The 26,163-nt window shown below is 44.3% G+C and carries 26 protein-coding genes and 2 tRNA genes; 11 read left to right on the forward strand and 17 right to left on the reverse strand.

What is annotated here, in order from left to right:
* Positions 1-34: 34 nt before the first annotated feature.
* The 3 genes from RDK53_RS08215 to RDK53_RS08225 all read right to left on the reverse strand — a co-directional run bounded on the left by RDK53_RS08215 (position 35) and on the right by RDK53_RS08225 (position 2,967).
* Positions 35-1,150: a M20 family metallopeptidase gene (locus RDK53_RS08215; protein WP_066595270.1), complete on the reverse strand. Its 1,116-nt coding sequence runs from the start codon at positions 1,148-1,150 to the stop codon at positions 35-37.
* Between the two features lie 139 nt (positions 1,151-1,289).
* A complete protein-coding gene (gene pncA, locus RDK53_RS08220; protein ID WP_308514119.1) occupies positions 1,290-1,910 on the reverse strand; it encodes a bifunctional nicotinamidase/pyrazinamidase in 621 nt (206 codons plus the stop codon).
* Positions 1,903-2,967, reverse strand: a complete 1,065-nt coding sequence (locus RDK53_RS08225; protein ID WP_308514120.1) for a nitronate monooxygenase — start codon at positions 2,965-2,967, stop codon at positions 1,903-1,905. Before RDK53_RS08225 ends, pncA begins: the two co-directional genes overlap by 8 nt.
* A gap of 192 nt (positions 2,968-3,159) precedes the next feature.
* On the opposite strand from RDK53_RS08225, the gene RDK53_RS08230 reads away from it, so the two are divergent.
* The 3 genes from RDK53_RS08230 (at position 3,160) to mnmA (ending at position 6,424) form a co-directional block, all read left to right on the forward strand.
* On the forward strand, positions 3,160-4,149 hold the full coding sequence (locus tag RDK53_RS08230; RefSeq protein ID WP_308514121.1) for an MlaD family protein: 990 nt from the start codon (positions 3,160-3,162) through the stop codon (positions 4,147-4,149).
* A gap of 164 nt (positions 4,150-4,313) precedes the next feature.
* The gene (locus tag RDK53_RS08235; protein WP_308514122.1) at positions 4,314-5,276 is read left to right on the forward strand and encodes a LysR family transcriptional regulator; all 963 of its coding nucleotides are present in this window, start codon (positions 4,314-4,316) and stop codon (positions 5,274-5,276) included.
* A gap of 68 nt (positions 5,277-5,344) precedes the next feature.
* Entirely contained in the window at positions 5,345-6,424 is a 1,080-nt protein-coding gene (gene mnmA, locus RDK53_RS08240; protein WP_308514123.1) for a tRNA 2-thiouridine(34) synthase MnmA, read from the forward strand.
* A gap of 60 nt (positions 6,425-6,484) precedes the next feature.
* Here the strand turns inward: mnmA and RDK53_RS08245 are convergent, their stop codons facing one another.
* The 5 genes from RDK53_RS08245 to recA are packed head-to-tail and all read right to left on the reverse strand — an operon-like array spanning position 6,485 to position 10,893.
* Positions 6,485-7,198, reverse strand: coding sequence for a TerC family protein (locus tag RDK53_RS08245; RefSeq protein WP_308514124.1), 714 nt, complete (start codon positions 7,196-7,198; stop codon positions 6,485-6,487).
* A gap of 11 nt (positions 7,199-7,209) precedes the next feature.
* Positions 7,210-8,103 (reverse strand): succinate--CoA ligase subunit alpha, encoded by an 894-nt coding sequence (gene sucD / locus RDK53_RS08250; RefSeq protein WP_308514125.1) that lies wholly within the window; start codon positions 8,101-8,103, stop codon positions 7,210-7,212.
* Between the two features lies 1 nt (position 8,104).
* A complete protein-coding gene (gene sucC / locus RDK53_RS08255; RefSeq protein ID WP_308514126.1) occupies positions 8,105-9,271 on the reverse strand; it encodes an ADP-forming succinate--CoA ligase subunit beta in 1,167 nt (388 codons plus the stop codon).
* 49 nt (positions 9,272-9,320) lie between these two features.
* Positions 9,321-9,794 carry a recombination regulator RecX gene (gene recX, locus RDK53_RS08260; protein ID WP_308514127.1) on the reverse strand — a complete coding sequence of 158 codons (474 nt, stop codon included), beginning with the start codon at positions 9,792-9,794 and terminating at the stop codon, positions 9,321-9,323.
* The gene (gene recA, locus RDK53_RS08265; protein ID WP_066595299.1) at positions 9,787-10,893 is read right to left on the reverse strand and encodes a recombinase RecA; all 1,107 of its coding nucleotides are present in this window, start codon (positions 10,891-10,893) and stop codon (positions 9,787-9,789) included. The genes recX and recA overlap by 8 nt, the downstream gene beginning before the upstream one ends.
* Positions 10,894-11,155: 262 nt before the next feature.
* Between recA and RDK53_RS08270 the strand changes: the two genes are divergently transcribed.
* Together RDK53_RS08270 and RDK53_RS08275 are read left to right on the forward strand one after the other, a co-directional pair.
* Positions 11,156-11,231 (forward strand) — tRNA-Lys (locus tag RDK53_RS08270).
* A 3-nt stretch (positions 11,232-11,234) separates the two neighbouring features.
* Positions 11,235-11,310, forward strand: a tRNA-Lys gene (locus RDK53_RS08275).
* A 221-nt stretch (positions 11,311-11,531) separates the two neighbouring features.
* On the opposite strand, the gene RDK53_RS08280 is transcribed toward RDK53_RS08275, so the two are convergent.
* The 5 genes from RDK53_RS08280 to RDK53_RS08300 form a co-directional block, all read right to left on the reverse strand.
* On the reverse strand, positions 11,532-11,918 hold the full coding sequence (locus RDK53_RS08280) for a type II toxin-antitoxin system HicB family antitoxin (protein WP_308514128.1): 387 nt from the start codon (positions 11,916-11,918) through the stop codon (positions 11,532-11,534).
* 56 nt (positions 11,919-11,974) lie between these two features.
* The gene (locus RDK53_RS08285) at positions 11,975-12,166 is read right to left on the reverse strand and encodes a type II toxin-antitoxin system HicA family toxin (RefSeq protein WP_308514129.1); all 192 of its coding nucleotides are present in this window, start codon (positions 12,164-12,166) and stop codon (positions 11,975-11,977) included.
* 205 nt (positions 12,167-12,371) lie between these two features.
* A complete protein-coding gene (locus RDK53_RS08290) occupies positions 12,372-12,578 on the reverse strand; it encodes a 4-oxalocrotonate tautomerase family protein (RefSeq protein WP_308514130.1) in 207 nt (68 codons plus the stop codon).
* Between the two features lie 3 nt (positions 12,579-12,581).
* Positions 12,582-13,166: a pyridoxamine 5'-phosphate oxidase family protein gene (locus RDK53_RS08295; RefSeq protein ID WP_308514131.1), complete on the reverse strand. Its 585-nt coding sequence runs from the start codon at positions 13,164-13,166 to the stop codon at positions 12,582-12,584.
* Between the two features lie 126 nt (positions 13,167-13,292).
* Positions 13,293-13,775, reverse strand: coding sequence for an AraC family transcriptional regulator (locus RDK53_RS08300; protein ID WP_308514132.1), 483 nt, complete (start codon positions 13,773-13,775; stop codon positions 13,293-13,295).
* A gap of 777 nt (positions 13,776-14,552) precedes the next feature.
* Here RDK53_RS08300 and RDK53_RS08305 point away from each other — a divergent pair.
* The 5 genes from RDK53_RS08305 to RDK53_RS08325 all read left to right on the forward strand — a co-directional run bounded on the left by RDK53_RS08305 (position 14,553) and on the right by RDK53_RS08325 (position 20,284).
* The gene (locus tag RDK53_RS08305) at positions 14,553-16,334 is read left to right on the forward strand and encodes a PhnD/SsuA/transferrin family substrate-binding protein (protein ID WP_308514133.1); all 1,782 of its coding nucleotides are present in this window, start codon (positions 14,553-14,555) and stop codon (positions 16,332-16,334) included.
* The gene (locus tag RDK53_RS08310; protein WP_308514134.1) at positions 16,327-16,950 is read left to right on the forward strand and encodes a response regulator; all 624 of its coding nucleotides are present in this window, start codon (positions 16,327-16,329) and stop codon (positions 16,948-16,950) included. The genes RDK53_RS08305 and RDK53_RS08310 overlap by 8 nt, the downstream gene beginning before the upstream one ends.
* A gap of 11 nt (positions 16,951-16,961) precedes the next feature.
* Positions 16,962-18,350, forward strand: a complete 1,389-nt coding sequence (locus RDK53_RS08315) for a flavocytochrome c (RefSeq protein WP_308514135.1) — start codon at positions 16,962-16,964, stop codon at positions 18,348-18,350.
* Between the two features lie 99 nt (positions 18,351-18,449).
* Positions 18,450-19,934, forward strand: coding sequence for an FAD-dependent oxidoreductase (locus RDK53_RS08320; protein ID WP_308514136.1), 1,485 nt, complete (start codon positions 18,450-18,452; stop codon positions 19,932-19,934).
* A gap of 11 nt (positions 19,935-19,945) precedes the next feature.
* Positions 19,946-20,284: a cytochrome c3 family protein gene (locus RDK53_RS08325; RefSeq protein ID WP_308514137.1), complete on the forward strand. Its 339-nt coding sequence runs from the start codon at positions 19,946-19,948 to the stop codon at positions 20,282-20,284.
* Between the two features lie 161 nt (positions 20,285-20,445).
* Here the strand turns inward: RDK53_RS08325 and RDK53_RS08330 are convergent, their stop codons facing one another.
* The 4 genes from RDK53_RS08330 to RDK53_RS08345 all read right to left on the reverse strand — a co-directional run bounded on the left by RDK53_RS08330 (position 20,446) and on the right by RDK53_RS08345 (position 25,284).
* Positions 20,446-21,576, reverse strand: a complete 1,131-nt coding sequence (locus RDK53_RS08330) for a M20/M25/M40 family metallo-hydrolase (RefSeq protein WP_308514138.1) — start codon at positions 21,574-21,576, stop codon at positions 20,446-20,448.
* Between the two features lie 14 nt (positions 21,577-21,590).
* Complete coding sequence (gene dcuC / locus RDK53_RS08335; protein ID WP_308514139.1) at positions 21,591-22,862, reverse strand: C4-dicarboxylate transporter DcuC; 1,272 nt, start codon at positions 22,860-22,862, stop codon at positions 21,591-21,593.
* Positions 22,863-23,616: 754 nt separating this feature from the next.
* Positions 23,617-24,912, reverse strand: a complete 1,296-nt coding sequence (locus RDK53_RS08340) for a CapA family protein (RefSeq protein ID WP_308514140.1) — start codon at positions 24,910-24,912, stop codon at positions 23,617-23,619.
* 81 nt (positions 24,913-24,993) lie between these two features.
* Entirely contained in the window at positions 24,994-25,284 is a 291-nt protein-coding gene (locus RDK53_RS08345) for a hypothetical protein (protein ID WP_308514141.1), read from the reverse strand.
* Between the two features lie 442 nt (positions 25,285-25,726).
* On the opposite strand from RDK53_RS08345, the gene RDK53_RS08350 reads away from it, so the two are divergent.
* On the forward strand, positions 25,727-26,163 hold a 437-nt coding region (locus tag RDK53_RS08350; protein WP_308514142.1), incomplete at its 3' end, for an ATP-binding cassette domain-containing protein.

Consider the following 26,163-nt stretch of genomic DNA (forward strand, 5'->3'; position numbering starts at 1 on the left):
CCACGAAGGCCGGTCAAATCACTCTTCTATCTTATTAGATAAGTGTTAAGAAGCGAGAGATCATGCGGATACGTTCTTCAACTGTATCCAATCTCAAGTATTCTCTGTCGCAGTGGAATTCAGCACCGGCTGGGCCGCATCCGTCGATAACAGGAATATTCATTTCAGCCATGTGGTTGCCGTCGGAAGCTCCGCCTGCATCAACCCACTTAACGTCGACACCTTCGAGCTTGCCGGCTTCAGTAATCTGGCTAACCAATTCTTTGGTGTTTTCAGACAACGGCATAGCAGGAATATGGCTGACGCGTACGAGTTCTTGAGTAACTCTCGGAGCCCATGTGCATTTAGCCATGTTATTGAGAGCATCATCAATGAGTTTGTCGCATTCCGGATTCCAGTAACGAACGTCGAGCTTAACAACGCATTTATCAGAAATAACGTTGGAAGCAGAACCGCCCTGGATCACGCCTGGGTTAACTGTAGTACCGACTTCATAATCAGCCAGACCGTAAGCAGCTAAAGCAAATCTCATTGCAGCAACGTTAGCGTTTGCGCCTTTGTACGGTGCGTTGCCGGCATGTGAACCAACACCGTGGAATGTAACTTCGTAAGTAGCGGAACCCTTTCTGGAGCGAACTAATTCGCCGCCTGCACGAGCCGCTTCGAAAACGAGTGCGCGTTTGGACTTAGCAGCCAAAGAAGCAAGCCACTTAGCGGAGTTCTTAGAACCTGTTTCTTCGTCGGGGTTCAAAGCAACGGCGATAGCCAATCTTTGAAGATCTTCCGGTCTTGCATTCTTTAAAGCATAGAAGATAGCCAAAACACCGCTCTTGCAGTCAGAGCATCCTGGACCGTAGGCTGTGTCGCCTTTCATGGAGAAGGGACGTGCGGCAGCTGTTCCGTCAGGGAATACTGTGTCCATGTGAGCATTCATAAGAACATCGTATTCTTTTGCATCAGGTTTGTTTGTTGCAAAAAGACCTTTACCGGCGTTAGGACCGAGATCTACTAGTTCTGCATGGAATCCGATGGATTCATAATGCTTCTTCATCATTTCGGCAATAGCTGTGACGCCAGCGACATTGCTTGTACCGCAATCGATGTTAACAAGAGGCTTTAAATCTTCGATAAAGGATTCAAGGACTGTCATGAAAATCTTCCTGTTAAAAGATATTGAGAAGCGAGAATAATTCTTGGTCATTCCCGAAAATTGCCCAAAATTGTAGGAGGCTCCTCAAGAATAAGATATAAGTACTAACACGAACAACAGATCAGTCCTCGTACTCAAGTTATCTCAGTGAATCACTGCTGACTGTCTCAATACCTTTGTCCTTCCACTGATGCTTAGCAGCCTCCATGGAACCGCCGACATTAATACCGCGGCAAGCATCTTCGATAATAAAAGTTTTAAAACCCTCTTTAACGGCATCCAAAGCGGACCAAGAAACACAGAAATCGGTTGCCAAACCGCATAAGAAAACTTCCGTAATACCCTGCTCTTTCAGCCAATCGGCAAGAATGGTTTTTGATTTGCCGTCTGCCTCAAAAAATGCGGAATAACTATCCACTTCCGGGTTGGTACCTTTACGAACATTGAATTCAGTGCCTTTGACCGCAAGGGTTTCGGCAAGTTCTGCCCCTTTGCTATTCTGTACACAATGAACAGGCCACAGCACTTGCTGCCCGTAAGGCATCGTCGTCACATCATACGGTTTTTTGTCTTCGTGATTTGAAGCAAAGGATTTGTGCTCGGCCGGATGCCAATCTTGGGTTAAAACAACCGTTTGAAATAACGGCATCACTTTATTGATAACAGGAATTACTTTGGACCCCTCCGGGACAGGAAGAGAGCCTGTTTCCAGAAAATCATTCTGAACATCAACAACAATGAGAGCTTGATTTTTATTCATTCCCAATCCATCCATATATCTGATCAACAACGCCTTTTACAGAACCGCTCTTGACTTGATAAGCACTCTGTCCGAATTCGATGTATGCCAAATCCATGCTGCCGGATTCTTCCGCTTTTTTAAATATATCTTTGAGAGCAAACCACTGATAAGGAAAGTCCAGAACCGGAAGTTCGTTTTCTTGGATAGCTTCTAAAATTCCTGTGTACAAACTTCTTGCAGGTCTTCCCATCGCAAAAGAATTTACTTCAGAGGCGCCGTCAGAAAAATAAGAAAGCGGAATTCTCCAAGATTGGGGAAATGTAGATTCAGCTGTATTGATAAGACCGTCTGAAATCACGATGCCTGAGGCCCCCAACTGCAGGGCAGCTTTAACCGCATCTTCGGAAAGTAGAGATGCATCCGCTACAAATGGAATTTTTAAAGCGCGGTTCAATTCCGAAAAGTAAGTCAAAGAGTCAATTGCCGAAGCACCGGCAGAAGATTCGCAAAAGGATCGAAGACCCGGAGCAGCCCACCCTTGGGCCAAGATAGTTTTAACACCGCTGGCAACTAAAACCTTAGAGTCTTTTAAATTGGATGCTACTCCGTAAATCCTGACGTCCTTCTCTTCTAAGGCTTCCATATACGGTTCACGTAGTCCTCCAAGACAGACCCCTAAGATTTTGACATCTAAATCCAAGATCTTTTTGAACTGGGCCTCAAAATCAATTCCTTTCGGAACTTCAGGATCCTCGAGTCCCAGATCTTCTCTGACCGGTCTCAGCGCCTTATTAAGGAGCTTGAACTTCTTTTCATCAAAAGCCGTTTTCTGTTCCGGGAATATTTCCACTGCAAAAGGCTTATCCGTAAGCTTCCTGATCCTTCCGACGTTTTCTTCTAATTCTTCAGGAGTCATCAAGCCTGCAGATAACACACCTAACGCACCGCTGTTGCTCGCCTGAGCAATAAGTTCCGGAGTTTGCCAGCAAAAACTCGGACGGCAAAAAATAGGCTTTTCTATTCCGAAGTACCACTGAACTCTTTCGATCTGGTTTTGGTGAATTTGAGAACTCAATTGATCCTCTGCGTAATGGTTTTCAAAAAATGAAAATATAACTCGAATCCTTGTCCTAGAACTTAACAAGGCATCTTTACACACCATAAAGTAAAAGACGCCGAGTGTCTTAAATTGAGGATTAAGATTGTTATGGAGAGACTGAATATAAGAAAATTACAATTGCATTTTTGGGCTTAAGAAAGCAACGGCATGGCAGCAAAAAACAAAAAACTTTATTTCATCATCGGTACGACAGTGATGACTCTGATCATCCTCTCGCTGATTGCGGTGGCCATTATTGCCAGCCCTAATTTCTTTCGGCCTAAAACCTATGCCGAGACCTACTTTACGGAATCCGTCAACGGGTTAGACGTGGGAGCCCCCGTTAAATTCAGAGGCGTTCCGGTAGGAAAGGTCACAGAAATCGATTTATCTTCGACTGTTTATCCTGAGAATCATATCTTTTTATTTTCTAAGAATAAGTCTGTGGCCGTCGTTAAGATGCTTCTCTATTTTGATGAAGGGCAAGTAAAACAGGATCTGCACAAATATATTGAAGAAGGGTTAAGAGCTCAAACTCAATTATCCGGACTGACGGGCACTCTTTACATATCTCTGGATTTTCTTAATCCTAAAGAATTTCCTGCCCCGGACAAACCTCCCGTCTGGGAAGCCAACTATTTGGTGATTCCCTCCGCACCAAGTCTTACTACTCAAATTACAGAAAGCGTTAGTTCATTCTTGTCTCGCTTAGACAAGATCCATCCGGATCAAAAAATTATGGAAACGATTCCTAATGCAAAGGAATTAATTGCTAACTTGGATAGAATTGCCGATGGTTTGAATGCTCATACGCTCAATCTTGTTTTAACGAACTTCGATAAGCTGCTTAAAACCGCATCCAATAAAATCTCTGATTTAGACGTCAAAACTCTGAAATCTCTCATTGCTCAGCTCGATTCCACGGCGGCCGATCTTGATAAACAAGTAGGTACATCCAATATTGATAAGTTAATGAACGATATTAATTCGCTTTCGGCTAAGTTCGATGCAATGGCCAAAAACAATCAGTACGACGTACGAGCTTTAATGCTGTCTCTGCTTCAAGTAACGCAGAACCTTGATCAATTAACCGGTCAATTGGCCACCGACCCGTCTAGTCTTGTCAGACCTAGACCCGGCGTTCCACGTGTGGAGTAAAAAAATAGCCGATCGTGGAGACGACCGGCGTAATAACCCATTTCAACTACCAAGCTACGTTATTCTCAAAAACAATAACAACTTTATGCCTGTAGCGTTGGTGTAATTTTGCTATATTTCCATCAATTCGTAAATTGCAATTATGCCCTTTTGGGTTGCACAAAATGGAAATAAAAGTTAAGTCAATCAAGCTATTTTGCTCCATCGTTGAAACTGGCTCACTCATTGCAGCTGCAAATAAAAATTTATTATCAGCTCCGGCAGCCAGCCGGGTTCTTTCTCAATTGGAAGATAGGCTCGGGTTCAAACTTTTTCACCGCACCAACCGTAATTTATCTTTAACCGAAGAAGGCGCTGACTTTTACCGTATCGCCATGGAGTCGGTGCGTGCCTGGAAACATTTGGAAGACTATCCGATAAGACGAAGCCACCATAAGAGAATACTGCGTGTTGCTCTTTTAGCAAGACATACCAGCGACGTGACTCTGCCGGCTGTTGTCAAAATTTTAAAGAAGCATGAGGAGCATCTCAGGGTCACGATTGACGTCCATGCAAGCCGGGACATCTATTATTCCAAATACTCTCATCCCTTTGATGTGGGGTTTGGGATTCTTTTATCCGACCATGACGACTTGGTCAAAGTAAATTTGGCAAACCTTCCTTTCTGTCTGGTTATGTCTAAAGAGAATCCTTTAAGCAACCGCAAAATTTTGAAACCTGCCGATTTTGCAAGAGAACGTTTTATTGTTTTGTCCCGCGATATTAAAGAAAGAAATGCCTGCGGACCCCTCCTCGGGAACATTGACGAAAATCAAATCGTCGGCGAAGTATCCTCCACACAAGTTGCTATTCGAATGACACGCAAAAACGTGGGAGTTCACTTAACGGATGTTTTAGCCGCCGTTAAAGTCAGTGACGACTGTGCCGCCATTCCGGTAGCCGATCCGCTGACAATTCCTTTCAGCGTTTTCTGGCCGAAAAGCTCCACTGCTCTCTCCCCCGAAGCCATCGAATGCATTGCTGAAATCGTCAATAACATTCAGCAGTTGGGCATTGAAGTTACGGAAGACGGGCAGAGCTTTTTACAAGGAAAAGTACCCGAAAAATATCTGGAAGCGACTCAATAAACCTATCCAACGTTTGGAATTCTATAATTCAAAATTTGTGTACTTAGAACAAAGTTGAGGAGAGATCATTGACTGCAAACCGAGTAGTTGTTGGGTTATCCGGAGGCGTAGACTCGTCGGTGACAGCTTACCTTCTTAAACAGCAAGGATATGAAGTCATCGGTCTTTTCATGAAAAACTGGGAAGACGATGATGACAGCGAATACTGTTCATCCAGACAGGATCTTATCGATGCCGCTGCGGCAGCCGATGTCATCGGAATCGAACTAGAGGCTGTTAATTTCGCCAAAGAGTACAAAGAAAGAGTGTTCTCCATTTTCTTAGAGGAATACAAAGCCGGCCGTACACCTAACCCCGATATTCTGTGCAACTCAGAAATCAAATTCAAATCTTTCTTGGATTACGCCCTGAAGATGGGTGCAGAAAAGATTGCAACCGGCCACTACGCTCGAGTCAGAGAAAATAACGGTCTTTTCGAATTACTCAAAGGAGTAGATCCGGCAAAAGATCAAAGCTATTTTCTCCACAGGCTCAACCAGCATCAACTCTCCAAATCTTTATTCCCAATCGGCGGCTACTGCAAGACTGAGATTCGCAAAATCGCCGCGGAAATCGGACTGCCGAACGCCCGTAAAAAAGACAGCACGGGTATCTGTTTTATCGGGGAAAGGCCCTTCCGCGAGTTCCTTCACCGTTATTTGAGCAACAAACCGGGCCCAATTAAAACCCCGGACGGAAAGGTTGTGGGAGAGCATATCGGTTTGTCCTACTACACCCTTGGTCAAAGAAAAGGAATTGGAATCGGCGGTACAAAAGATTCCAATGGAGAACCTTGGTTTGCAGCGAGAAAAGACATCAAGGAAAACACGCTTTATGTAGTTCAGGGTCATGACCATCCTTGGCTACAATCCATGACTTTAAAGGCGAGCGATCCGAACTGGATTCTCGGCACGCCCCCTGCTGCAGAAAGTCAGCTCTCTGTTAAAACACGCTACAGAATGCCCGATGAGCCCTGCGAAATTATTTCAGCAGATGAAAATTCTTTGTTCTTAGCCAGTAAAGAACCGATGTGGGCCGTCACCCCAGGTCAGAGCGCGGTTCTCTATGACGGGGATGTATGCTTAGGCGGGGCAGTAATCGACAAGTAATTGCCGTCTATGTCAAAAAAAGCTCCGTGATCAGCGGAGCTTTTTATTTACCGGAAGGTCTTATCCAGACGTCTTTTTACTGTTTTTTAGCCTTGCGATGATAAATCCCACCACAACAACAAAGACGGCTCCGGCAATTCCCCCCTCAACGTGAAGGTTCGGCAGATTCGGGAAATGCGGAGAAATTCCCGGATCATCAACCATCAGCGTACCGGCAATCCAACCAAGCAAAGCGCCGCCGGCATAAACAATAATCGGGAATCGATCGATTACCTTCAAGATAATCTGGCTTCCGCCAAGAATAAACGGGATACTGACAAGAAGACCGAAGATAACCAACCACATCTGATGGTGTCCCGGAGCCTGTTCAGCAGCACCGGCGATAGCAATAACGTTATCAATACTCATCACCAAGTCAGCAATAATAATGGTCTTGACGGCACCCCAAAGTTTCTTACTGGCGTGAATTTCCTTTTCTTCTTCATCGTGAGGAATAAGAAGCTTAATACCGATCCAAAGAAGCAGAATACCGCCGCAGAATTTCAGGAACGGAACCTTCATAATCGAGACGGCGAAAGCTACCAAAATAACGCGCAGGAGAATAGCACCGCCAGCTCCGTAAAGGATGCCTTTACCTCTCATGTGAGGGTCTAAGTTTCGGCAAGCCAACGCGATTACAACTGCATTGTCTCCGCCGAGCAGGATGTCAATAATGATGATCTGGAGTACAGCACCCCAATGTATGTCAGCAAATACCTCTAAAAAATATTCCACAATTTATCCTTTCAATTGGAAGAGTTCAAAACCTCTTTCAATAGACTTCCGATTTCAGACGGATTGCGTGTAGTTCTTATTCCGCATTCTTCCATAGTGCGAAGTTTTCCTTCAGCAGTCCCTTTGCCTCCTGAAATAATCGCACCGGCATGCCCCATTCGTTTACCAGCAGGAGCAGTCACGCCGGCAATAAATCCTACTACCGGCTTGCTCATGTGTTCTTTTGCCCACAGAGCTGCCTCTTCCTCATCGGAGCCTCCGATTTCTCCAATCATGACGACAGCGTCAGTATCCGGATCCTCGTCGAAGAGCTTCAAAATATCCTTATGTTTTAAACCATTTATCGGATCGCCGCCAATTCCAACAGCAGTAGACTGGCCCAATCCGAGCTCAGAGAGCTGAGCAACCGCTTCATAAGTCAAAGTTCCGGAGCGGGAGACTACCCCAATTCTTCCCTTCTTATGAATATGAGCAGGCATAATACCTACTTTAATTTCACCCGGTGTCACAAGACCCGGACAATTCGGTCCCAGGAGCAAGCTCTTAGACCCGGTTTTGCGCATATGCTCTCTGACCTGAATCATATCAAGAACAGGAATTCCCTCTGTGATGCAAATAATGAGGCCCATTCCTGCATCAGACGCTTCCATAATGGCAGAAGCTGCGCCGGCCGGCGGAACATAAATCACAGAGACATTGGCCCCGGTCGCTTTTTTAGCTTCTTGGACCGTACCAAAAATGGGAAGACCTTCCCAAGTTTGTCCTGCTTTTTTAGGATTTACGCCTCCCACGAAACATTCTTTGCCGAATCCATACTCTCTGCAGGCAGCCGTATGGAACTGGCCGGTTTTACCGGTCATTCCTTGAGTAATTACTCTTGAATCTTTATTAACCAAAATACTCATCTTATTGCTCCTTAGCCAGAGAAACCGCTTTAAGGGCTGCTTCTCCAAGAGTCTCAGCAGTAATGATCGGCAAGCCGCTATCTTTGAGAATCTGTTTACCTAAATCTTCGTGAGTTCCCTTCATGCGAACGACAAGCGGAACGGTCAAGGAAACAACTTTGCAAGCCTCGACAATTCCTTCAGCAATAGTGTCGCACTTCATAATGCCGCCGAAGATATTGACTAAGATGACTTTAACTTCCGGCTTGGACAGCATGATTTCAAAAGCAGCCGTCACCTTTTCTACGGATGCGCCTCCGCCGATATCCAAGAAGTTTGCAGGTTCTCCCCCGAAAAGCTTAATGGTGTCCATAGTTGCCATTGCTAATCCGGCGCCGTTGACCAAACAAGCAATATTGCCGTCGAGCTGGATATAAGGCAGTCCAGCCTCATGTGCCTTTAATTCGGTTTCGTCTTCTTGGGACGGATCAATAAACGCTTCTAATTCGGGATGGCGATAAAGAGCATTATCGTCAAAAGTCATTTTGGCATCGAGAGGGAAGACTTCTCCTTCTTTGGTAACGATTAACGGATTAATTTCCAGAAGAGAACAGTCTTTTTCTTTAAAGGCTTTCCAAAGACCCAATAAAACTTTCTCAGCCTTTCCACGGACTTTTTCATCCATGTTGAGCTTGACAACTACATCTTTCGCTTGTTCTTTAGTTAATCCAACGGAGCTGTCGATATATTCTTTAACGATTTTCTCAGGAAAATCCGCGGCTACTTTCTCGATTTCCATGCCGCCTTCCGAAGAAGCCAAAAGAGCAGAAGATTGTTTGACTCTGTCAATAAGGAAGCCGACGTAATATTCGGAGACGATGTTTACGCCTTGCTGAATCAGAACCTTGCTGACCAATGCTCCGCCCGGTCCCGTTTGCTTGGTAACCAATCTCATCCCGATCATGGCTTTTGCAAGTTCTTCGACCTGTTCTAAATTTCTGGCTAATTTGACGCCGCCGCCTTTACCTCTTCCGCCAGCGTGAACTTGAGCCTTGACTGCCCAAACATTACCTCCGAGCTGTTCTGCGATTTCTCGGGCCTGTGAAGGAGTTTCTGCAACTTTTCCGGCAGGAATTGGGACGTCAAAGTCTTGCAATATTTCTCTGGCTTGATACTCGTGAATTTTCATGGTGATTTTTGAAAATGTGCCAAAATGTGAAGTATAGCAAGCTCATCTTTTACTCGAACTCGTCCCAATCACCTTTAATAATTTGATTGATAGTTTTGAAAGAAAATCCTCTTGAGGCTAAGAACCTAAATTGTCTTGCTCTTTCTTTTTGATCTTCGGGAAGTTCACCGAATTTTCTTTCCCAGAGTGTCTTTGCGCGTTCGAATTCCGACTCTTCAAACTCTTCCATAACAGAGTTAATCGTTTCAGAGTTGACGCCCTGGCATCGAAGTTCCCACTTAAGCCGCTGATCTCCGAATCGTGATGCCTTGGTTACCAAAGAAGCGCGAGCAAAGCGTTCATCGGAAAGATAGCCTTTACCTTCCAACTCATCGAGGCAGGCATCGATTATCGGCAAATCTTCCGGTTCAGAAAATTTTTCTTTTAATTTGTTGCGGAGAATAAAACGAGAGCGCTCCCTGACAGCAAGGAGCGCCACAGCTTTTTGTTTTATTGACCGAACTCTGTCGTCATCATCAAGCATTAGCTGTATCTTCGTAAGTTTCTTCCATTAGGGTTTCTTCATCGTCATCGTTGTTCAAACCGGAGTTCTCAGCAATCTTCGCTTTGATTTGCTCTTCGATAGCCTTCATTTCTTCCGGATGAGCGTGGAGCCAATCTCTGGCGGCTGTCTTACCTTGGCCAATCTTGTTGCCTTGGTAAGAGTACCAAGCGCCGGACTTACCGAAGATATCCATCTCGGTTCCAAGGTCGATAATTTCACCTTCTCTGGAAATACCCTTACCGTAGATGATTTCGAATTCAGCGGACTTAAACGGAGGAGCAACTTTATTCTTAACGACTTTGACTCTTGTTTCGTTACCTAAAACATCGTCACCTTTCTTGACGCCGCCCGTTCTACGAATTTCCATACGAATAGTAGAGTAGAACTTCAATGCGTTACCGCCTGTCGTCGTTTCTGACGGACCGTACATGACGCCGATCTTCTGGCGGACCTGGTTAATAAAGACGACTAAAGCGTTGGATTTCTTGATGCTGGAGGTAAGCTTTCTAAGGGCCTGGCTCATCAAACGAGCCTGAAGACCAGGAAGGGCTTCGCCCATCTCGCCTTCAATTTCTGATTTTGGTGTTAAGGCAGCTACAGAGTCGATAACGACGAGGTCAACCGCACCGGAACGGACCAAAGCATCGGTAATTTCAAGAGCTTGTTCACCACTGTCCGGCTGAGAAAGAAGAAGATCGTCTACATTTACGCCCAAATCTTTAGCGTATTTGATATCTAAAGCGTGCTCAGCGTCGATGAAGGCACATGTTCCGCCCAATTTCTGCATTTCAGCCAAAATATGGAGAGTCAGCGTGGTTTTACCGGAAGATTCTGCACCGTAGATTTCGACAATTCTTCCGCGGGGAAGACCGCCGACACCAAGAGCCATATCCAAGGTAAAGGAACCGGTGGAAACAACTTCCAGATCCTCCTGGACGGTTTTTTGTCCCATCGGCATAATTGCTTCTTTACCGAACTGTTTTGCAATCTGATCAAGAGCGACCTTAAGGGCTTTTTTACGTGCTTCCGGGTCAACTACCTGCACCACCTGCGGTTTTGCTTTTTTCTTTTCTGCCATTTCTTTTTCCTAACTTTTTCTTATTTATAAACTGATTCTGTAAATACTAATTGGAATGGTTTTTCTTTGCAAAAGATTTATTTTTTCCAATCTTTTATGGGAATTATTCCTCTATATGCGTCAATTTATGTCTTTTACTTAACTTTTTTTAGACTTTTTGGAAAAAAACAACAAATTTAATAAAAAATCGTACAGATCGTTTGACGGATAAAAAAAAGGGATGTATAGTTCGACTCCTGGATTGATTCAACACGAATCAAACGGGTTGTTAGCTCAGTTGGTAGAGCAGTGGACTTTTAATCCATTGGTCGCAGGTTCGAGTCCTGCACAGCCCACCAGAAGGGAGCATAGCTCAGTTGGTAGAGCAGCGGACTCTTAATCCGTAGGTCCCGGGTTCGAATCCCTGTGCTCCCACCAGAATACCACCCGTGACTCGACATAAGAGCACGGGTTTTTTCCTGTCAAGCTGTTATTGCGATTTTCACCCCCTGAACTTTTCTTACCTAGATATAAAACTACTAAGACAAATATCCCCTCTGGCAACGGTACTCTTGCAAATTTGTAGTCGTCCCGTTGCTTCCTGAACTTTACTAACTAAGATATATTTCTCAAAATCTTTTGGCAGAATCCTTACCTTTTTAAGGAGCCGAAAGAATCATAGAAGCGATATAGCCAGAGCGAGTGGCACCTGCCCTTTTGGCCTGATTGTCCAATTTCCTAAGCACACGGGCGGGCAACGTAATGTTTACTCTTTCTGTCTTATCGGAAAGTTCATCAATCGAGAAATCAACAAACAGCCATAAACAATCTTGATAATCTGGATTATTTAAATACTTGTCGACATAAGAGGGCTTGGGAATAGCTTTATTCTCATCAAGAACGCATTCTATCCACCCGAAGGCCGCCTCTTTAACGGAGCTTTCTAATTCCTCAATAGAATTAGCCTCAGTAATAACGCCTGGCAAATCGGGAACTTCAGCTGAATAAACGCCTTCGGTATTCCAAACGGCAACGGGATATCTCATATATTCACCTGTTATAAAAATGATGGAAGTGCTTGCAATCCATCCACACCGACCAACTAATGCCTAAGATGTAACCCGCTTTGTCTCTCAATACTCTTAAGAGTAGGAAGCGCCATATCTTTTCTGGGGTGAGGGACCGTAACATGGCCTCCTTTTTCAGAATGAGTAAAAATGTGATGACTTCCTTTTATACGATTTAGAACCCATCCATTTAACTTAAGCATGTCGATCACTTCTTGACTAGTCATAATGAATCCTGGAAGAGGTGCGACAATGTGTATTATACACACTTTCTATAAATTGTGTCCGTAACTCAACGTGAGCGTTTTTCACCACAATTTTCTAATGAATCAACAATTCTTCACTTTTTTAAAATAGTAGAAAAGTCTCTTCAGAAATGGTAAAAAAAGAGGCAGAAGACTCAATCCTCTACCTCCTTAATCAGATCAGATGTTACTTCCTTCGGCGAAGTTCTCTCACAGTTACTCCTCCAATGCCATAACTATCCATAGGTACTTCTTCAATGATGACGCAGAGATTGTGGGTGTTTTTGTGTAGAACCTCACCAATTACGTTAGTTATTTTGGAGATTAGCTGTTTTTTTGATTCAGCACCTGGAGATTCCTCATCTCCGGTGATTTTAATAGTGACGATAGGCATGCACTAACCTTTGTTCTTGCCAAAGTACAAGTGCTTATTACGAGATTTTCCGGAAATCTTTGTCGGAGTAACCTCCCAAACAGCAATCCCCTTTCCGCCCTTATCGAAATATGCTTCAGCAGCCTTTGCACCGGCCTCGGGAGCATGAATCTTACAAATTTCCAATTGAATTTTTCTGAGCTCTTGCGGATCAGTGATCTCCTTGGCCGTGCCGGCAACAACCACAGAAGCGAAATCAACGGCGAATTCCTTTTGATTGATATCATCTTTACCGATGAAGCACAAAGAAACTCTTTCATTTTGTCGCAGGTTGTCAACCTTTCTTCCGCCCGCTTTAGAGCAATGGAAATAGAGTTTGCCATTCAAAAGGATAGGTGTGACAGGAACGCCGTATGGAGTTCCAGAGTTGTCTGTTGTGGAAAGCACGGCATGAGGAGTATGACGGATCAAATAAAAGCATTCTTCTTCCGTTAATTGCCGATCCTTGCGACGCATTTCTCTTTCCGTACTTGTTCCAGAGGCAAATGCGAAAGGTGCAACAGTAGCAGCAAAGCTAGATACGAGGATTGAACGACGTGAGAGGTTCATTTTTTTCTCCTTTAGAGTTAAGCCATTAAGACCAAGCCTTTCATGTTCAGCTTGTGAGCTCACTCTATTGGAATTTAGAAAAATCAGCCTTCTGAGGTTGATATTTCCTGCACTGCATTTAGCACATCAGGAAGTCTTTTTTGCTTTCCACTCTGTGGCACTTACACCAAAATGACTTTTGAAAGAACGGCAAAAATTTTCAAAACTTCCAAATCCGCACAGCTCTGAAATCTCCCGGACTGAACGTTTTTGGTAGCGGTGTTCGCGGAGTTTTCTTGCCGCCTCAGAAAGCCTTAGCTCCTTTAAACGAGCCATTACTGTGGTTCCGCTCGGACTATAAATATTGGTCAATTGACGGCTGGAAATTGAAAAGAATGAGGCAATATCCGTGGCCGTCAGTTCCTTATTTTTAAGATTTTCTTTGAGATAGCTCTCAACCTTTTGCCTCAATATTTCTCGTTTTGTCAGCGTTCCATCTAATCCTTTGGCTTGACGACGGAATTGAGCAATAAGCGGCATAAAGATGTAGAGAAAGCCGATACACATACTTTCGAGCTCAAGGGGATGCGCCTTCTTTAACATCCGGCGAACGGCTCTTAGTGTGTCCAAGCTTGTTTTTCCTAGGTTGTTTTGGAGAGAAATACGGACTCCTAACAGTTGAGAGGGCCGATATACCATGTGGCTCGACCATACAGAAGATGAGATGAGCAAAAGATAAAAATTACTGTCTTCCACAAAATCGAGACAAAAGTCTTCAGATGGATCTAAAAAAAAGACCGACTGGCTGGGAACCTCTCTTTGATTACCTTTCTGCTGGATAAACAAGTGTCCTTGCTGCAAAAAGATAAGTGCCAACTGGTAACTGTCATCCTTTTGAAAGACGCAAGAGCCTTTAACATTCTGAGCATAAAACAGAAGAAAATTATCGGACTGCGACATTTCTGACTGAGGTAAGTTAAGCAAGCCCATTGGACTACTCGAAGCGCCCCTTATTTCATCCGGAAACTTCCCGTTCATGTCCCCTTCCCTATGCGTATCATTAAATTGATTATTTCAGAGATCTATTTGATGAAAAAGGAATATTGGTACAAACGACAATCACACATGTGAGACCTCATCCGTAGAAGTAGTCGTCAGAGAAATTCCGACTTCAAGGCATACTTTCTTCATCTGGCTTTCCACTTCTTCATACAATAGAACAGTTCTCTATCTACTTCCTTTGACTTCTCAACTTCATACTTCCTAAGACTTCTTTTTCTTATCCTAAGCAAGACTCTTGCGTGATGGAATCGCCAGAATCTGCTAAGGCAATCCATCGAGCCTTCTGTTCTGCTTGCAATCTTTCACCAATAGCTTTTCCCAGAAAAATGTGTAAAACTTTTCCAGATGAACACGGCATTTCTCAAACAGAAGTTACTTCTTCTTTGCTTTCTATTCCTTGCTTCTATCGCACAAGCAAAAGAAGAAATCACTATTGGCCTCATTGATACGTTTGATCCCGATTTTTATCTCGAGACTTTTGTACCAACTGTCGAGCATTTGCAAAAAGAGCTGCCTAACTACAAACTAAAAATCATTGAGATATCGCCGAAAAACATCATTGAAGGGACTGAGAAACTTAAACCCCAATTCCTTATAGCGTCAGCGGGCGACTTCTCTACCTTAATGAGCTTAAAAGGTGCCCAGCAGATAGCAACAGTAAAACGTCCTCAAGCCATCAACGCTGAAAAAGCCGTTTTTGCAGCTTTTGTCGTCAAAAATGATCGGAAAGACCTTCAGACTCTCCGAGATCTAGAAAATAAAACCGCAGCTGCAGCTACCGAAACTGACTTTGAAGGCTGGCTCGTTCCTCTCGGTGAAATTGCCGATGCCGGTTTCAATCCGGAAAAATTCTTTAAAAATGTTAAGTTCACGGAACATCAGTTCCCGGATGTCCTGACTCATCTAAAAGTAGGAAATGTTGACGTAGGAATTTTTGGTCCATGCCAATTAGAACGACTGGCAGAAAACGGAGAAATTAATAAATCAGATTTCCGAGTGATAGGACTTAAGGATCCGAAAGAGTTATGTGCGCGGTCCACGAAGATGTATCCGGACGTCGTGTTTTGTTCGATGGACGGCGCTCCTTCTCAAGCAGTGAAAGCCATTACGCTTTCCCTACTCTCTTTTCCTCCTCAGCAAAATAATTTTGAATGGATTCCGGCAAGCAGTTTTTATCAGGTTTTTGAATTGCTGAAATCTTTAAAGCTCGGTCCGTACCGGCATTTACGAGAAACTACCGTTAAAGACTTTCTGGCTGCGCATAAACTCGAAATCGGACTCTTTTTTGCGCTGGTAATTGCAGTACTGATTCACATCGTCCGCGTCAATATGCTAGTTCGTCTGCGGACGGAAGAACTTAAAGCTTCTATTGCCGAACAGCATTTAATCGAGTCACGAGCATTAGAAAACCGTGAACGGCTGGAAATGCTGGAAAAAAGCCGCGTAATCTCTCAGCTAAGCTCCATGTTTGCTCATGAAGTCAAACAGCCAATTACCAATATCCTTTATTACACCAGCGGCTTGAAAGTTCTTCTTGAAAAACTAAAAATAAAAGATAACCAAGTAGAAATGGTGCTGGATAAGCTCAGAGAACAGGCCCTGCGGACCGCCGATATTGTTGACCACGTAAGAAGCTACGCCAAACACAGACCTTCTAAAGAAGTTGAGTTCGATTTAATCCCAACCGTCCTGCGTGCTTTGAAAAGTATTAAAGAGCAAGAAAGAAAAGGCGTAGAAGTTAGAACTGTTTTTCCTAGCGAAAGCATTTCAGCTAAAGGAGACCCTTTTGAGATTGAATTGGTAGTCCTTAACCTTCTCAAGAATGCCCTGAGTGCTGTCAAGGACGTACCATCCCCGGAAGTCACTATTACGATTACAGAAAATGAAGATAAGATCCGCGTTCATATTGCCGACAACGGCCCTGCTCTTTCTGATGAACAGTTTGAAAAACTAGGAAAACCCATCCAAAGTAAGAAATCCGACGGGTTAGGTATCGGCCTCTCAATTGCTCTTAGCATTATCGAAAGCCACGGAGGTCACTTGACCTTTTCCAGAAACCAACCTAACGGCTTGATCGTAAGCTTCTCTGTAGAATACGCTGCGAATAAGGAGAACCACAATGGCTAACCTAACACCTCTCGTCCGTATCGTTGATGATGATCCAACTATTTGTGACTCTCAGTCTTTCTTCTTGCAGTTAGCCGGGTGGCAAACCGTAACCTACCAGGATCCCGTAACTTTTTTGGAACGAGACGATTGGGATCGGCCGGGATGCATTATCTTGGATGTGAGAATGCCCTCCCTTTCCGGATTGGAAGTGCAGCAGGAATTGAATAAACGCGGCGTTGATTTGCCGATCATTTTCCTCTCGGCCCACGGTGACATTGAGATGGCGATGAATTGCGTGGAACAAGGAGCTTTCAATTTTCTAGTTAAACCTCCTATTCCGGAGAAACTTAAGGATTTAGTTGAGAAAGCCATCAAGCTGAACAAGTCTCAAAGAAAAATAAAAAAGGAAACCGAAGAGCTGCAGAAACTTTTCAATCAGCTTACTTCGACCGAACAAATGGTAGCGCGCCAGGTAGCCAAAGGCTTAACCAACAAGACGATCGGCGAAGTATTGGATATGTCGGAAAGGACCGTTCAATCACATCGGAGTAAAGTTTTTGCAAAGCTAGACGTGGGAAATGCGGTAGAGCTTTTTCAATTCTTGACCGATATGGAGAATTCCTCGAGCCTTTAACTGAGATGACAATGAAACGCCGTGCACTAAACTCTTTGCTCGCCTTCTTTAGCTTAGGCTTCGGTTTTTCCCCTTCTATTGCCGAAGCTGCCGTTACTTCCTGCGATGTTCTTGTAGTTGGCTCAGGGGCTGCCGGTCTTTCGGCTGCTTTGGAAGCCGCTGACGCCGGATGCAAAGTTATCCTGTTAGAAAAAGAAGCTTTCGTCGGCGGAGACACTCTGCGTTCAGGCGGGTTTTACAATGCTCCCGATCCAAAAATCCAAGAGCTCATTCATGTGACCGACAGTCCGGAATTCTTCTATCAACAACTTGAAGAATCAGCCAATGGAAAGGGCGATCCGGCCTTACGCAAAATACTTGCTTATAACTCAGTTGACACCTTGGAGTGGCTGAAGCAACAAGGTGTGGTCTTTGAAGAAAGAGTATTTCAAATTTACGGTTCTAAACACCCGAGAAGCCACAAACCAAGCCTCATCAGCGGCACTTCATATATCCAAAAATTATCGGAAGCCTGCCTTCAGCGCGGGGTTAAGATAATGACAGGATCCTACTTCTCAGACTTTATTGTCGAAGGTTCAAATGTTATTGGTGCTTTTGTAGAGCACCAAGGCATGCGCCAGCAGATTTATGCCAAAACAATTGTATTGGCAGCGGGCGGATTCGGAAACAATCCGGAAATGGTCAAACGGTATGTTCCAAGCCTTAAATTCGTATTTTCTGATTCCCGCGGCCACGGGAGCGTCCTGCAGAAAGCCATTGATCTCGGCTTAAAGGCAGAAAATATGGATATCGTGGAATGCGTCCCGGAAGGATCATTTCTCGATCAGTTCTCAGCCCGTATTTATGTTTTTGTGAAGAACACGCTTTTCGTAAATGAAAACGGTGAGAGATTCGTCGATGAAGCCGCTCAGCGCAATGTCATCAGCAAAGCGCTTATCGCACAAGGCGACAAAAGATGCTACACAATCGTAGGATCGGAAAACATTTCGAAGATGGGCAAAGACTTGAGAAAAAACCTTTACCGAGCCTATTTCGCCGGGCAAGTTTGGAAGGCCAACACATTGGAAGAATTGTGCGAAATCATTGAAATTCCGTTTGCACCAATCAAAGCCTATGTTGAACAGGGAGACAGCTCAAAAACTCCGTCAGAGGCACCTTTCTGGGCTGTGCGTATGTATCCCTGGATTCACTATACTTTAGGCGGCCTCTCTATCAATACGGACGCCAACTGTCTTACAACATCCGGTCAACCGGTTCCCAATTTATTTGCTGCCGGTCAGATAACCGGGAACGTTCACGGAGAAAATAGACTTGGCGGATGCGGACTGACCGATGCTTTTGTTTTTGGAAGAATCGCGGGACAAAACGCTGCAAAATTTGCAAAATCTTTACCACACTAAAAATAAAAAATCAATAGATCTTCAACGGACGACTTGGGAAACGTAAAAAATTAAGATTTCTCCATACTTTCGATAAGTAGATTGAAACAAGGAGAAAAAATGAACACTTCCAGACGTTCTTTTTTGAAAGGCGGAATCATTGCATCAATGGCAACCGGCTTTGCAGCCATGCCGGCCATGGCTTCTGCTGCAGAAGAAACAAAGTTTCCTCAACATACTTATGATCTCGTTATCGCAGGTTTAGGCATCGGCGGTATCGTCACCGCTATCCGCGCTGCAGAAAACGGTTTGAAGCCCGTTGTTTTGGAAAAGATGGGTTCTGCTGCCGGCAATACTGTTTACTCCGCAGGTTTCATGCTTGGCGTCAACACAAAGATGCAGCAAGAAAAAGGTTTGAAGACCGGCGACACGACTGAAAAATTCTACGAAGACATGATGAAGGTCTCTCAAGGCAGAGGCGATCCAGCTCTTACACGTCTTGTCGCAGAAAATGCAGATGACACATTGAACTGGCTTCACGACTACGTCGGCGTTAAATACGGTGTTGGTGCCAAATTGGTTTGGCCGATGCTGCAGAGAGCTCACTTGACAATCGGCGAAGAAAAGCCAGGCGGAAAACAGTTGATGAGCTATCTCTTGAAAAAAGCAAAAGAGCTGAATATTCCTATCATCTATAACGCCAAAGTCGTTGAGCTTCTCGACAATCCTAAGAACGGTGCCGTTACCGGCGTCAAGGTTAAGACTGCCAAAGGTTTTGAAGAATACATCGGTAAACTCGGTGTTGTCATGGCAACCGGCGGTTATTCTGCCAACAAGATGATGCTGACAATGATGGCAGGTGTTCCGGCAGCCAACATGCCGGTCCGCGGTTCCAACACCGTTACCGGCGAAAGCATCCTCCTGACAGCTCCTTACTTCCCGCGCGTTGTCAACGTTGATCAATACCACTGCGGTCCTATCCACGGTCCAACAGGTGCAAATCCGCTGAACATCGTCAATACCGGTATCGCCGTTTCTAAGGAAACCAAGAGATATACCAACGAAGGCCACACCTACGTTGAAATGTCCCGCGACACAGCCGCTAAGACAAAAGACAACTGGGGGTTCATGATTGTTGACGAAGATACTCACAATCTTCCGATGCTCAAGAACGACTGGTTCTCTTATGCGTCTAAGAAAGCTCCTGTTTATAAGGCTGACACTATCGAAGGTCTTGCAAAAGAAGCCGGCTTAAACCCTGAAGAATTGAAGAAGATTGTTGATGAATACAACACAGCTTTGAAGGAAGGCAAGCTTGATCAGCTCACTCCTCCGAACACACACAAGAATCCGCGTCCAATTCTTAAAGCACCTTTCTATGCCGTTCCGTTCCAGGGCGGTATGACAGCTACATTCGGCGGTCCGCTTATTAATACTAAGGGACAAGTCCTGGATACAGAAGGCAAACCGATCAAGGGCTTGTATGCAGTCGGCAACGCCGCTGGCGGTCTTTTCTACGACAACTATGTCGGCGGTGCTCAGCTGACTTCTGCTTCCGTTATCGGCAGAGCTATTGCTGATCACATGAAAGCCTTAATGCAATAGGAGTTCATTGAATGAATGTCAGAATTTTTCAGGCTCTGTGCGTATCCGGCTTGCTGATCTTTTCCTGGAATGCATCGGCGCAGGTTCAGCTCCATGGAAAACATGCACAGATGAATATGCAGTGTGACACTTGTCACGGTCAAACCAGACCTAGAGAAGTTCCCGATGAATCAGTTTGTCTTACATGTCATGTCAGCAGGGACGCCGTCAAGCAAAAAACTGCCGGACTCAAGCCTAATCCACATTACGGCCACAGCGAGTCTCAGCCCTGCGGTGACTGCCACAAGCAGCATGAGCCATCGGTTTTGACATGCGATCAATGCCACAAGTTCGGTTATAAGACTCCTTAGTATCTTTTAGGATGGGGCAGCCACTTTGGCAGCCTCCGCGAGATCCTCCTTGCCGCCATTATGGCGGTTCTTTTTTGCGGAAAGCATAAGCAAAAGAAAAGGCTGTAAGACTCTTTCGATCAGAGGCCTACAGCCCTATAAGCCAGAAGCGGCTACATTACCTATCCGGAATATTTTTCATACACTTCCGAGATAATATCCTCTACTAGTTTTCCGGCTTTCTCTAAGTCCTCAACGATGATTTGTTCAGCGTTAGTATGGTTCTTTGAATATCCCAGAGCCAGTACAACTGTTGGGATTCCATGACGGTTATAGTGATTTCCATCGCTGCCTCCGCCGCCTTTCTGACAGAATCCTTCAATATCTTGTTTCTTCAGAGCTTTCTTCACAGTTTCAATCACTTCTGAATCTTCAGGAACATTAAAGGTGTGATAAAGCGTTGTAATGGATACATCAATCGTAGTATTAAATTTTTGAGCTGTCTCTTCGAACACTTTACGCACTTGCTGCAAGTATTCTTCCAGCTCTTTATCATCGGTTCCTCGAGCCTCTCCGGTAATAACGACTTCATCACATACGACATTGGTACCCGAACCGCCTTTAATCATGCCGAAATTAGAAGTGACGTTAGAAGAAATCCTTCCTTCTGGCACCTGAGCTAAGGCATGAGCAGCTACTTTAATAGCATTCAAGCCTTTCTCAGGTTCATTACCTGCGTGAGCCTTAATCCCTTTGACCGTCACGATAATTTTGCATTTCGTTGGAGCCTGCTTAACAATGCGGCCAATTCTTCCGGGACAATCGAGAACATAACCGAATTTAGCCTTGAGTTCCGGGAAATTCAGCTCTTTAGCACCGATTACAGCCATTTCTTCACAAACGGAAAACACTACTTCTAAGTCGCCGTGAGGTTTGCCGGATGCTTTCAGTCTTCTTACTCCGTCCATAATAGAAACTAGACCGGAAACATCATCTGCAGCAAGGATAGTGGTTCCATCACTCTTGATCACGCCATTTTCCTCATCAAAAACAGGCGTGATTTTTCCTGGATTGCGGACTCTATCCAAATGCGCTGAGAAGAGCACTGTAGGAACATTCGGTTTTCCTGGCAGACGAGCGATGAGATTGCCTGTATTACCTCCGACCTTTTCAGCTGTGCCATCTTCAACCACGGAGAATCCAATCTCTTCGAGTTTTTTCTTCACGACGTCAGCAATGATTCTTTCGTCTTTTGAATGAACCGGCAGCTTAACTAGTTCTAAAAATTCTTGAACAATAGGTGTATTTTGCATTCGTATTCTCCAATTTAAAGAACATAGAGAATGAAAGTTGCTGTTGCCAAAGCGCAAAGCATTGGGATGCAAATCCAGCGAGTAACCGCGATTGGAGAAACCTTAGCGATTCCTGCACAAATAATCATGGCACCTGCAACCGGAGAAAGAGAACGACCGATACCACCGGACAAAACTGTCATAGCACCCATATTCATGATTTCCAAACCGAATTGAGGAGCATGTGCACTTACAGCATTGTTGAAGGCGATGGAAGCTGCTTCACCAGAACCTGACAGTACAGCGACGAAGAACGGACCGACTACGGAAGCAGCTTTGGCAATCATTGGAGAACCAGACATGTAATCAATCAGAGCCTTGATGATGCCGCAAGATTTCAAACCGGCAACGAAGATATTAGCTGCGATGATGATGCCGAAGATAGATCCGAATGCATCGCCCATGCCTTTAAAGAAAGCCTTTGTAATGCTGCCGGGGCCGGTTCTTGTTGCCAGCATGGCAATAACAGCACCAATAATCATGGCATGGGAAACAGGCATCTTAAGGAACTTAACGTAGCCAAAGTTACCAAGCATAAGGATTGCCAAAGGAAGAAGGGGAACGATGGCCAAGAAGATGTTAGGCTTGAAATCAGCTGGGAGTTCTCCCGCGCCTTCTTCTAACTCTGCATCCTGATAAAGCCCTTTCTTTCTCATGTAGTAAGAAAGACCAATCAAAACACAAGAGGCAACAACTACTGAAGAAATCAATGGGAAGTAAACCAGAGAAACGAAGTCAACACTGGTCTTTCCTGCCAGCTCGGCCACAATGGTCGGATGAACATGACCCGGGTTCAAGTTACCGCCATATAAACCAGCCATAATAGTCGCAGCGGCAATTGGCGCTGGAACCCTTGCAGCCAGCAAAAGAGGAATCAATATTGTGCCCACTGCTGCGGAAGTACCTGCGGCCGAAGGAATAGCACTATTAACTACCATTGTTGCTAAGGCAGCACCAACGATAACGAATGGACCAGCCTTTTTAAGGACTTTTACGAAGAAAGCGATAAGATGATTGTGGCATCCTGTCAGCTTGATGACTGCTGCAAAGCCCATACAAGAAATAATGACTTCAAAAATCTTTGCTTGCTTCATAGAAGCGGAAAAGGATTTAAGTGGTTCCAGCGGATCAGCTGCAAGGCAAGCAAGCGCCAGGCCGCCTGCGATAAGAACCATTCTAGTTTCATATTTTTTAATCAGTGCCCAGACCATCACGGCGACGATCACGGCAGCAATCAACATAGTCATGAAAATCTCCTTTTTGAGGTTGATTTGTAATTGGATTCGCCGGCCCTCCAATGACTGTCGTAGGACAGCAGATCTTTACCGCAATGTCGCTGGGATGATTGGATTACGGTCTTAGATCTTGGAAAGAACTGGCAAAACTTTAACGTTTCAAAATTAGCTTCCGAAGAGGCTAAAGCCAGACCTGTAATACCTGTTGTCTGATGTTGCCAGTATCAATATTTAGCTTGTTTCAATCAATATCCTGGGTCACCTTTTTATTACGTTTTAAGTAATGAATTAGAAATACAAATAGTTGCTAAACCATCAACAACATCTTGATTTTTATAAACTAGACGAATAAATGAGAAAACTTATTAAGAAAGGTTAAGCATTTAAAAACAGAAAAAACATTAACTTCTCTTTAAGTGTTTTCCTGCCTCGAGAAAACACTTCATTTACTTAAAAATGTTCTGCACTGTCGCATATATACAAAGAAGCAGTTCTCAGAACTCGCTATTAGGAAAAGGCTTTTTGAAAACCTGATATTAAGGTCTGCCTAAAGGAATTTGGATCCAATCCATAAGTGCTTGTCGAAATGCCTTTAAAAGAAGAAAACCAGATGAACAAGGAATTGCGGTTCATCAAAGAAACTATGGAAGAAAGGCGATAAAAAATCCGGTGAAGAGAATTCAAAATCATCGTCTTCACCGGATTAAGCAAGGAAGATATGGAATTTGCTTTTTTTAACTCTACAAAGAGATCTTATATTTACGACTTACAAAACAAGATAGCCTTTTCCGTCTTTAATCTCTATTTTTGTTCCGTAAGGTTCGGAGAGTTTTTGAATGTGCTTCAAGGTTTCCTCTGATCCGGACAGAGATGGGATTCCACGTTGTGATCTCGTTCCCTTCTGAGCTAAATCGATCGGATGGAGCACAACATTCTTTACCTTTCCGTCTTCAACTTCCCATGAGGGCAAAATCGAGCGCCAAATATTTTCTTGAACGATATAACCCTTAGTTCCGTTCTTGCTTCTGTGATCCATATATGCGCCAATCTTCGTATCTATCGGAAGATTCTTACCGTGGAAGGCATCAAAGGGCTGTCTTTCAACAGTTTCAGTTTGGAAAATGAAGTTTCCTAAGCTGTAGAAAATTACTCCGCCTTTATAAACCTCAATACCGCGAAGCTCGTGAGGGCCATGGCCGATTACTACGCTGGCTCCGGCATCGATGCAAGCCTTGGCAAATCTTTCTACAAATTCTGCCGCTACCTGAGAGTCAGCGCCCTTCATTTCATGTGCATGAACACTCACTATAACGATATCAGCTTGACGGCGTGCCTCTTCAATTTCTTTGACAGTTCTTTCAACGTCTTTTGGATTCGGAATGGTTTCGTTGTACTCATCCCCTTCGGTAAGCATGAAATTCATATTTCCTAATGGAAGAGTGCCTTCCGGGAAGGGCGGCAAATAGCCATTGCGAATCTTCTGTTCAGTTCTAGCATTGATCTGTGAGATGTCTGAAAGAGTTCTCGCCATTGAGAAATGCTCGGCATTCACATGGTGTACGGTCCGGAAGCGCAATGGATTTAATCCCGGACGGCCGATCATATCTGCTCCCTGCCCTCCTGCAATTGCAGCAGGATCCAGAGTAGCAGTAACACCAATCAAAGCAACCCTGGCGTGCCGCGTCTCTAGATAACAAGCTCGAGAAGCTTCCTGTAATGTATTACCGGTACCGGTAAAGCACATCTTTCTTTCATTCAAGTGACGAATAGTTGCGCTCACCCCTTCCTGACCAAAATCGCCGGAGTGATTATTGGCAGTATTAAAAATATTAAATCCATAACGCAACATGTCGTCAAGCATAGTGGGATCAGTCATCGCCCAAGTGCCTCCGCTTGTTGCAGCAGGATAACCTTCCTGACGATGGAAAGTCATCTCAAGATTAGCAAAGCTAACATCGTGTGACTTAATTAAGCTTTGAATTTCATCAAAACCTGGGTAACCACATTCGGCTACGTGTCTAGTAATAAAGCTGTCGCCAGAAGCTATAAAAGATACTTTCATGGGAGTACTCCTTTGAGGTCAACATTCATTAAATATGCGTTGGATTTCTTTTGAGTCTTGCGTCTTGGTAAGAAGCCAACATCAAGAGGATTCGGGCTTTTGAGGATTATGCATCATGGCAGTTACATATCCTTCTTTCGTAAACTTTCCGAGAGGTGTAATAAGGCCAGAACCTACTCGGGAAGCGGCGACTACTGCCCCTTGCTTAACGGCAGTAGCCAAACTCTTATTAACACCATTAGGCAGTTCGTTTTTAACGGCGGGTTCATTCTTCGTAGGAACAGGAGACTCGGCTGCCGATACAGGAGCCGCCAGAAAAGCTAACAATACGACAGTGACGGCCGAGATAGTTAGAGGTCTGGAAGGTTTCATATCCAAAATGCTCCTTGAAATAGTCAAATGATGTACTTCAATACGGGATCCTTCTGTGTTTCCATTATGTTGAAGCCACGTATTTGAATCAATCACCAGCGGCCTAGGAACATTAATCTCAGAGTAACGAAAAAGTCTTACTGTTATTTATTAAGAAGCTACACCCGAACAATATTTTTTGTTTTTTCACTCTATTGGATTATCTGCTTCCAGGAAAAGAGGACGGATTTTTATTTAACGGACCAATACAAACCCGTGAATTCACCATGTACGATGAAAAAAGTACCTTTCTTTTTGTTTTATTTAAGAATTCGAGGCTAATCTTAGAGTCTTCAAATTTTTTCAACAGGTAATTAAACCGATAGGCAACTATTGTCCGCTTACGAAACTATTTGTCCTTACCGGGACCTCGAGGCTTGCCTCTGAATTTGGAATTTTGACAATGATTGAACTACAGCACATAACACAGGAATATGACACTGCTGACGGAAAGGATAAATTTTTCGCCTGCAAAGATGTCAATGTCAGCATCAAACCCGGAGAAATCTTCGGGATTATCGGCCGAAGCGGTGCTGGAAAAAGCACTTTAGTCAGATGCATCAACCTTCTTAACAGACCAACCTCCGGAACAGTCATTGTTGACGGGAAAGATCTGACAAAAATGTCTGATGAGGAACTGCGCAAAGAAAGAAGACAGATTGGAATGATTTTCCAACACTTCAACCTTCTCTCTTCCCGTACGGTTTTCGACAACGTTGCCCTGCCTTTGGAGCTTGCCGGCGTCAGTAAAGCAGATATCCGCAAGAAAGTTGAACCTTTGCTGGAGCTTGTCGGGAGTAGAGGTAGAACCCTCGTAGCCGCCGGCCCATTTGCCGAACA

This window comes from uncultured Turicimonas sp. (assembly GCF_902477955.1).
Lineage (GTDB): Bacteria > Pseudomonadota > Gammaproteobacteria > Burkholderiales > Burkholderiaceae_F > Turicimonas.

What these genes read in the sequence shown, in the direction of transcription:
- RDK53_RS08215 (WP_066595270.1), bottom strand. Translation starts at nt 1,150, where the DNA reads ATGACAGTCCTTGAATCCTTTATCGAAGATTTAAAGCCTCTTGTTAAC.
- pncA (WP_308514119.1), bottom strand. Translation starts at nt 1,910, where the DNA reads ATGAATAAAAATCAAGCTCTCATTGTTGTTGATGTTCAGAATGATTTT.
- RDK53_RS08230 (WP_308514121.1), top strand. Translation starts at nt 3,160, where the DNA reads ATGGCAGCAAAAAACAAAAAACTTTATTTCATCATCGGTACGACAGTG.
- RDK53_RS08235 (WP_308514122.1), top strand. Translation starts at nt 4,314, where the DNA reads ATGGAAATAAAAGTTAAGTCAATCAAGCTATTTTGCTCCATCGTTGAA.
- sucD (WP_308514125.1), bottom strand. Translation starts at nt 8,103, where the DNA reads ATGAGTATTTTGGTTAATAAAGATTCAAGAGTAATTACTCAAGGAATG.
- sucC (WP_308514126.1), bottom strand. Translation starts at nt 9,271, where the DNA reads ATGAAAATTCACGAGTATCAAGCCAGAGAAATATTGCAAGACTTTGAC.
- recX (WP_308514127.1), bottom strand. Translation starts at nt 9,794, where the DNA reads ATGCTTGATGATGACGACAGAGTTCGGTCAATAAAACAAAAAGCTGTG.
- recA (WP_066595299.1), bottom strand. Translation starts at nt 10,893, where the DNA reads ATGGCAGAAAAGAAAAAAGCAAAACCGCAGGTGGTGCAGGTAGTTGAC.
- RDK53_RS08280 (WP_308514128.1), bottom strand. Translation starts at nt 11,918, where the DNA reads ATGAGATATCCCGTTGCCGTTTGGAATACCGAAGGCGTTTATTCAGCT.
- RDK53_RS08285 (WP_308514129.1), bottom strand. Translation starts at nt 12,166, where the DNA reads ATGACTAGTCAAGAAGTGATCGACATGCTTAAGTTAAATGGATGGGTT.
- RDK53_RS08290 (WP_308514130.1), bottom strand. Translation starts at nt 12,578, where the DNA reads ATGCCTATCGTCACTATTAAAATCACCGGAGATGAGGAATCTCCAGGT.
- RDK53_RS08295 (WP_308514131.1), bottom strand. Translation starts at nt 13,166, where the DNA reads ATGAACCTCTCACGTCGTTCAATCCTCGTATCTAGCTTTGCTGCTACT.
- RDK53_RS08305 (WP_308514133.1), top strand. Translation starts at nt 14,553, where the DNA reads ATGAACACGGCATTTCTCAAACAGAAGTTACTTCTTCTTTGCTTTCTA.
- RDK53_RS08310 (WP_308514134.1), top strand. Translation starts at nt 16,327, where the DNA reads ATGGCTAACCTAACACCTCTCGTCCGTATCGTTGATGATGATCCAACT.
- RDK53_RS08315 (WP_308514135.1), top strand. Translation starts at nt 16,962, where the DNA reads ATGAAACGCCGTGCACTAAACTCTTTGCTCGCCTTCTTTAGCTTAGGC.
- RDK53_RS08320 (WP_308514136.1), top strand. Translation starts at nt 18,450, where the DNA reads ATGAACACTTCCAGACGTTCTTTTTTGAAAGGCGGAATCATTGCATCA.
- RDK53_RS08325 (WP_308514137.1), top strand. Translation starts at nt 19,946, where the DNA reads ATGAATGTCAGAATTTTTCAGGCTCTGTGCGTATCCGGCTTGCTGATC.
- RDK53_RS08330 (WP_308514138.1), bottom strand. Translation starts at nt 21,576, where the DNA reads ATGCAAAATACACCTATTGTTCAAGAATTTTTAGAACTAGTTAAGCTG.
- dcuC (WP_308514139.1), bottom strand. Translation starts at nt 22,862, where the DNA reads ATGACTATGTTGATTGCTGCCGTGATCGTCGCCGTGATGGTCTGGGCA.
- RDK53_RS08340 (WP_308514140.1), bottom strand. Translation starts at nt 24,912, where the DNA reads ATGAAAGTATCTTTTATAGCTTCTGGCGACAGCTTTATTACTAGACAC.
- RDK53_RS08345 (WP_308514141.1), bottom strand. Translation starts at nt 25,284, where the DNA reads ATGAAACCTTCCAGACCTCTAACTATCTCGGCCGTCACTGTCGTATTG.